6 protein-coding genes are annotated in these 5,587 nt (G+C 66.9%); 3 read left to right on the top strand and 3 right to left on the bottom strand.

Features of this window, described 5'->3' with window-relative positions; all coding sequences use genetic code 11:
- The 3 genes from EOD15_RS27450 to EOD15_RS27440 form a co-directional block, all read right to left on the bottom strand.
- On the bottom strand, positions 1–509 hold a 509-nt coding region (locus EOD15_RS27450), incomplete at its 3' end, for a TIGR01459 family HAD-type hydrolase (RefSeq protein ID WP_127409018.1).
- On the bottom strand, positions 506–1,780 hold the full coding sequence (locus tag EOD15_RS27445; RefSeq protein WP_185929089.1) for an FGGY-family carbohydrate kinase: 1,275 nt from the start codon (positions 1,778–1,780) through the stop codon (positions 506–508). The genes EOD15_RS27450 and EOD15_RS27445, both read right to left, overlap by 4 nt.
- A gap of 7 nt (positions 1,781–1,787) precedes the next feature.
- Positions 1,788–2,831: a class II aldolase/adducin family protein gene (locus tag EOD15_RS27440; RefSeq protein ID WP_127322558.1), complete on the bottom strand. Its 1,044-nt coding sequence runs from the start codon at positions 2,829–2,831 to the stop codon at positions 1,788–1,790.
- A 193-nt stretch (positions 2,832–3,024) separates the two neighbouring features.
- On the opposite strand from EOD15_RS27440, the gene EOD15_RS27435 reads away from it, so the two are divergent.
- The 3 genes from EOD15_RS27435 to EOD15_RS27425 all read left to right on the top strand — a co-directional run.
- Positions 3,025–3,801 carry a DeoR/GlpR family DNA-binding transcription regulator gene (locus EOD15_RS27435; protein ID WP_127322557.1) on the top strand — a complete coding sequence of 259 codons (777 nt, stop codon included), beginning with the start codon at positions 3,025–3,027 and terminating at the stop codon, positions 3,799–3,801.
- Complete coding sequence (locus tag EOD15_RS27430; protein WP_127409016.1) at positions 3,798–5,171, top strand: carbohydrate kinase; 1,374 nt, start codon at positions 3,798–3,800, stop codon at positions 5,169–5,171. Before EOD15_RS27435 ends, EOD15_RS27430 begins: the two co-directional genes overlap by 4 nt.
- The coding region (locus tag EOD15_RS27425) for an ATP-binding cassette domain-containing protein (RefSeq protein WP_148129656.1) at positions 5,168–5,587 on the top strand (420 nt) is incomplete at its 3' end. The genes EOD15_RS27430 and EOD15_RS27425, both read left to right, overlap by 4 nt.

Genomic DNA, 5,587 nt, shown 5'->3' with positions numbered 1-5,587 from the left:
GCCTTGCGCAGACGGTCGACATCCACCGACATCACGTGGCTGTTGACCGGATGGTCGAGGTCAAAGCGGTCACCCTCGCTGGCCGCGATCAGCACCAGTTCGGCCTCATCGCCGGACCCGGTCAGCACAAAAGGCAGGCCCTCGATCGCGGAGCGGTCAGCTTCACGGCTGATCAGCAGGCATTTTGTCCCTGGGCGCAGCTTCCCCGACGCCGCCATGTCCGTGAAGGATCGCCACGCCACCTCGCCGGAAGAAACGAAATGATCCCAGCTTCCCTGTTCGAAGCCGAGTTTTATGAGCCGGCTTTCATTGGGTTGCGCCCGCCTGCCGGAGTTCGAAACCAGCACCACGGTCTTGCCGGCGCGCTTCAGCGCCGACAGCGCTGCCACCGCGCCTGGATAGGGCCGTGTGCCGTCATGCAGCACGCCGAACTGGTCGAGCAGGAACACGTCGTAGCGCTCCGCCAGCGGCCCGATGCCGCCGAGACGTTCGATCGTTTTGGCGCTCATAGGAGTCCTGCCCGGCTTGCACCCATCAGCGCCAGCCGCGCCGTGCCGGCGGCGGCCTCGTCGGAAAGCGCGGGCAGGAAATCGACGCCGAGCCTGCGTCGCCGGATTGCCGTCCAGGCCGGGTTCGCCGCCCCGCCTCCGACGCTCCTGACCGATATCAGCGCGGGCGCGCCGAGTTCGGCAAGCCTGCCATAGCCGAGCGCCTCGATCGCGGCGATGCCTTCGAACATCGCTTTCAGATAATCGGCGTCGTCCGCCGGCCGGGGCGCAAGGCGAGGCGGCAGCCCCGGATCGGCGATCGGAAATCGTTCGCCCGTGGCGGGAAGCGGATAGTAATCGAGGCCGGTGTCTGTCTCCGGGTCGATTTTTGCGCTGAGTTCGATGATACGGGCGAGCGGAAAATACTGAGCCAGCACCTTGCCGCCGGAATTCGACGCACCGCCTGCCAGCCAGGCGTTGCCAAGCCGGTGGCTGTAGATGCCGAAGCGCGGCGCCGAAATCGGCCGGTCGGACAGGATCTTGATGGTCAGCGAGGATCCCAGCGCGGTCACGCCGTCGCCGATCGCGGCGGCACCGGTCGCCAGGAACGAGGCGCAGCCATCCGTGGTGCCGGCGACGCCCGCCACATCGCGCGGCAAGCCGAACAGTTCCCCGGCTTCCGCGGTGAGGGCGCCGGTGACTTCGCCCGGCTCGACCACGCGCGGCAGCAGCTCCACGCGCATTCCGGTCGCCGCGATCCATTCCGGCCAGCAGCGGGCCTCGACATCATAGCCTGTCTTCAGGGCATTGTTCTCGTCGCTGACGTCGAAGCGGCCGGAGAAGTTTCCGGCAATCCAGTCGGCCTGATGCAGCACCGCCGCAATGCCCGGCAGATGCTGGAAGCGCAGGGCCTTGGCGAGGCCTGATGTCGCTCCGTGCGCTGCACTTGCAGCCGGCGCGGTGCGGGCGATCGCGGCCAGGATGTCGTCGTCATCGACCTTGTCGTTGTACATCAGCGGTTCGGCCAGCGGCCGCCCGGCGGCGTCGACCGGCAGCAGCGTGCCGGAGGTGCCGTCAACGGCGATGGCGCGGACCGCCGTGCGGTCGATGCCGGAAAGCAGCTCCGTCAGCACCGCCTTGACCGCTTGCCACCATGCCGTGGGGGCTCGGCCATCGCGGCCAAACCTGTCGAGTGGAACGGCCGAATGCCCGGCTATGGAAAAATCAGGGCGCATGGCGACGGCGCGCGCACCCGATGTGCCGATATCAATGCCGATGACAAGTGGCATCATGTCCATGCTAGCCGCCAGCCGCGTTGAGCTTCTGGCGATATTGCTCGGCGTCCCAGTTGACCAGTTCGTCATTCTCGGAAGCGGTGAGATAGTTCAGCCGCGCGGCGATGTCGATGCGCGCCGTCACGTCGGCGAGGCAGCGTTGCATGGCATCGGCGCCGGCACTGGCATCGCCGCGCATCAGCACGCCTGCGCCGGGAAACAGGATCGCCGCAGGCGACGTGTCCAGTCGTGCAATGACATCGGCCACGGCCTCGCCTGGTTTCGCCACGACGGAGCCCTGGCCGAGGAAGATGACGTGGTCGGGATAGAGGCTGCCGGCCTGCGCCATGCGGCGGCTCTCAGGGTCAAGCGCAACCGCATGCGCTTCGACATCGGCCGGTAATCTGTAGCCGCTGCCGCCGGCAAGCGCCGCCAAGGCGTCGAGGTCGGGTGCGGCGGTCGCGCGCGCCGGCCGGGCCAGCAATGACCTGATACGGCGCAGCAGAAGCTCCGCCCCGGCGACGGTTTCGGCGGCGACGACCAGCCCGTGATTGCCAAGGATGAGCACGTCGACACCAGGCCGCAGTTTCTCGGCGATGCCGCGTGCAAGCGGCAGGCCGGGCCGGAAATAGGGCACATAGGCCCATTCGATGCCATCGAGCCGCCTGGCGACCTCGGCCTCGCCATCGGCCTGCACGGCAAGCGAGATGGTGTCGACGCAATGGACATGCAGAACAACGCGCTGCGGCATCAGGGCGTGCACCGTGGTCTCGATCGACGGCCGCAGGCCGCGCGGGTTGAGCGCTGCAATGGTAAAACCCTGCGGCAGGTCGGCGGCGCGATCGCGCTGCTCGACGGCTCTCAGCAGCGGCGCCATCGCCACCGGCACCATGATGTCATCGACGAGCGCGTCCTTCAGCCAGGTGCCGGAGGCCTTGATCCACAGTGTGTCGCCGGCTTTCAGCGAGGTGTTACCGCCTGCCGCCTGGGTCAGGTGCGGGCTCTGCCCGATGCTGGCCGAAAGCGCCCGCAAGGCCGCCAGTTCCTGCGCGTCAGCTTGGGTCGCCATGGCGCTTTTCCTCCAACGGCTCGGCCGTGTCCTGCGCGAAATCCCGTTGCCGGGGTCGAATTGGCGCTGATATCGCAGATGCGAGTGATCTACGTCAATAGTGATATACTATCATCAAAACGCGCTTGCAATCTGGCTAATGTTGAGTAAGTTGCACCAACTGCCATGAAAAATGGCATCCGGGAGGAAAGAATTGAGCGACTCCGGCCGCCAGCGTCAGATCGTCGAACTGCTGCGGGATCGTCCGTTCGCTTCGGTGCGCGAGCTGCAGGAACGGCTTGGCGTTTCGGCCGCGACGGTCAGGCGCGATATCGACAGGATCGACGAAGCCGGCGAAGCGCGGAAGGTCTATGGCGGCATCTCGGCACTCGACGGCGCTTCCCAGGCCGGTGTCGCCTACGCCCGGCCCTATGACGAGAACCGCGACCTTGCGGTCGAGGCCAAGCGGCAGATCGCCGCTCTGGCGGCGACCATGGTGCGTGACGGCGACGTTGTCATCGTGCATGGCGGCTCGACCTGCTTCCATCTCGGGGTCAAGCTCGCCGAGCGCAACATCCGCCTCTACACCAACTCGATGCCGCTGGCGGCCTATCTCAGCGATCACGGCCATTGCAGCCTGACGGTTGCCGGCGGTGATCTGCATCGCGAACCCGGCATCATCCATTCGCTCACCCAGGCCGTGCCCTTCTACGCCTCCAAATTCTTTCTCGGCGCGCAAGGCCTTGGCCAGGAAGGCGTGATGGAATCGCACCCGCTGCTGGTACGCTCGATCGTCGATCTCAGCCTCTGCGCCGACCAGATCGTGGTGCTGGCCGACAGCCGCAAACTGTCGATCCACGCGCGCAATGTCGCGCTGCCGCTTTCGCGCATCGGCACGCTGGTCACCGACGACGGTCTCTCCGACGCCGATGCGCGCATGCTGGAGGACGCCGGCGTCATGGTGCGGATAGCCTCGGGAGCCATCCAGTGAAGGTGGCTGTCCTCGATTTCGGCAAGACCAATTCGAAGCTGTTCGTCTTCAGCCAGGACGGGCGGATCATCGACGAGCGCCGGACACAGCCGAAATGGGTGCGCCAAGGCGGCTTCAGCGTGCTCGACGAGGCGGCCCTCCACCATTGGGCGCTCAGCGCCGTTGCCGATGCGGTCGACGGTCATGGAGTGGAAGGGGTCATGGTGTCGGGCCATGGCTGCACCTTTGCCTTGGTCGACGAGGCGGCGCTGACGCATCCGATCCTCGATTACGAGCAAGAGCCGCCGGCCGAGATTGCCGCGCGGATCGATCGCCGCATTCCTGACTTTTCCGAGACGTTCTCGCCGCGGCTGCCGCTCGGCTTCAACTACGGCCGCCACATGCTGTGGCTGCAGGAGGTCGATCCGGACGCGTTCGCTGCGTCGAAATCAATCCTCGGCTATCCGCAATACTGGAGCTGGCGCCTTGGCGGGCGGGCGGTCTCGGAAGTGTCCTATCTCGGCTGCCATTCGCATCTGTGGGCGCCGCGCAGCCAAGACTTTTCCTCGCTGGTCGACGCGCAGGGCTGGCGTGACCGGATGCCTGCCTTCGAGCGCGCCGGCACCGTTATCGGCGAGCAGCGCCTCGGCGCTGCGGTGATCGCCATCCACAACGGCGTCCATGACTCGAATGCGGCGCTGCATGCCTATCGCCGGCAGGAGCTTGGCCCGGTCACCGTCGTTTCGACCGGCACCTGGGTCATCGTGCTCAATCCGGACTGCCCGCTCGACGCACTCGACCGGGATCGCGACATGCTGGTCAACGTCGATGTCGGCGGCGGCCCAGTGCCGACCATCCGCTTCATGGGCGGGCGCGAATTCGCAACAATCAGCGCCGGCTGGCAAGGCGAGATCGCCGGCCCAGTGGTGCAGCGGGTGATCGATGCCGGCATCATGGCGCTGCCGAGCTTCGCGCCGGGCGGGCCGATGGCGGGGCATTCCGGCCGACTGGTCGGGCGCACGCCCGATGCCGAGGAACGCGCGGCCGCGGCGCTGCTCTATGTCGCGCTGATGGTCGATCTCTGCCTCGACCTCATCCATTCGAACAACACCGTGATCGTCGATGGCGGGCTGAACACAGGCGGTGTGCTCGCCGGGCTGCTGGCGCAGTTGCGTCCCGGCCAGGCCTTCCTGCAGGGCGCCACGCTTGAAGGCAGCGCCACGGGTGCCGCGGCGCTCGCCTTCGAGAGCGTCGGGCGCGAATTCGCCGCCGAAGTTCCGGAGCCGGTGCGCGCACCGCGTTTCACCGGGTTGGCAGGCTATCGCAGCAATTGGCGCGACGCCACCATGGACCGCGGCGTCGCTGATGCGGCAGCGGGAGGCGCGCGATGAGTGCGATTGCCAGGGCCGAGACCGCGCGCCAGCCGGTGCTGGAGATGCGGCACATCTCCAAGACGTTCGGCACCATCCGTGCCTTGCACGATGTCTCGCTCAGCGTCCACGCCGGCGAGCTGCACGCCTTGATGGGCGAAAACGGCGCCGGCAAGTCGACATTGATGAAAGTGCTTTCAGGCGCCTATCGGCCGGATGCCGGCGGCGAGATCCTGATCGACGGCATGCCGGCCGCGACCGGCGATCCGATCAAGGCGCGCGCCAGCGGCGTCGCGGTGATCTATCAGGAGCTGTCGCTGGCGCCCAATCTGACGGTGGCGCAAAACATCTTCCTCGGCAACGAGCCGCGACGCTTCGGCATCGTCGACCGCGACCAGTGCACCCGGCGCGCCAGGGAGATCATCGCGCGTCTGGGC

Source organism: Mesorhizobium sp. M7A.T.Ca.US.000.02.2.1, from assembly GCF_003996995.1.
Lineage (GTDB): Bacteria > Pseudomonadota > Alphaproteobacteria > Rhizobiales > Rhizobiaceae > Mesorhizobium.
This window is presented reverse-complemented; position numbering and strand designations above follow the sequence as displayed.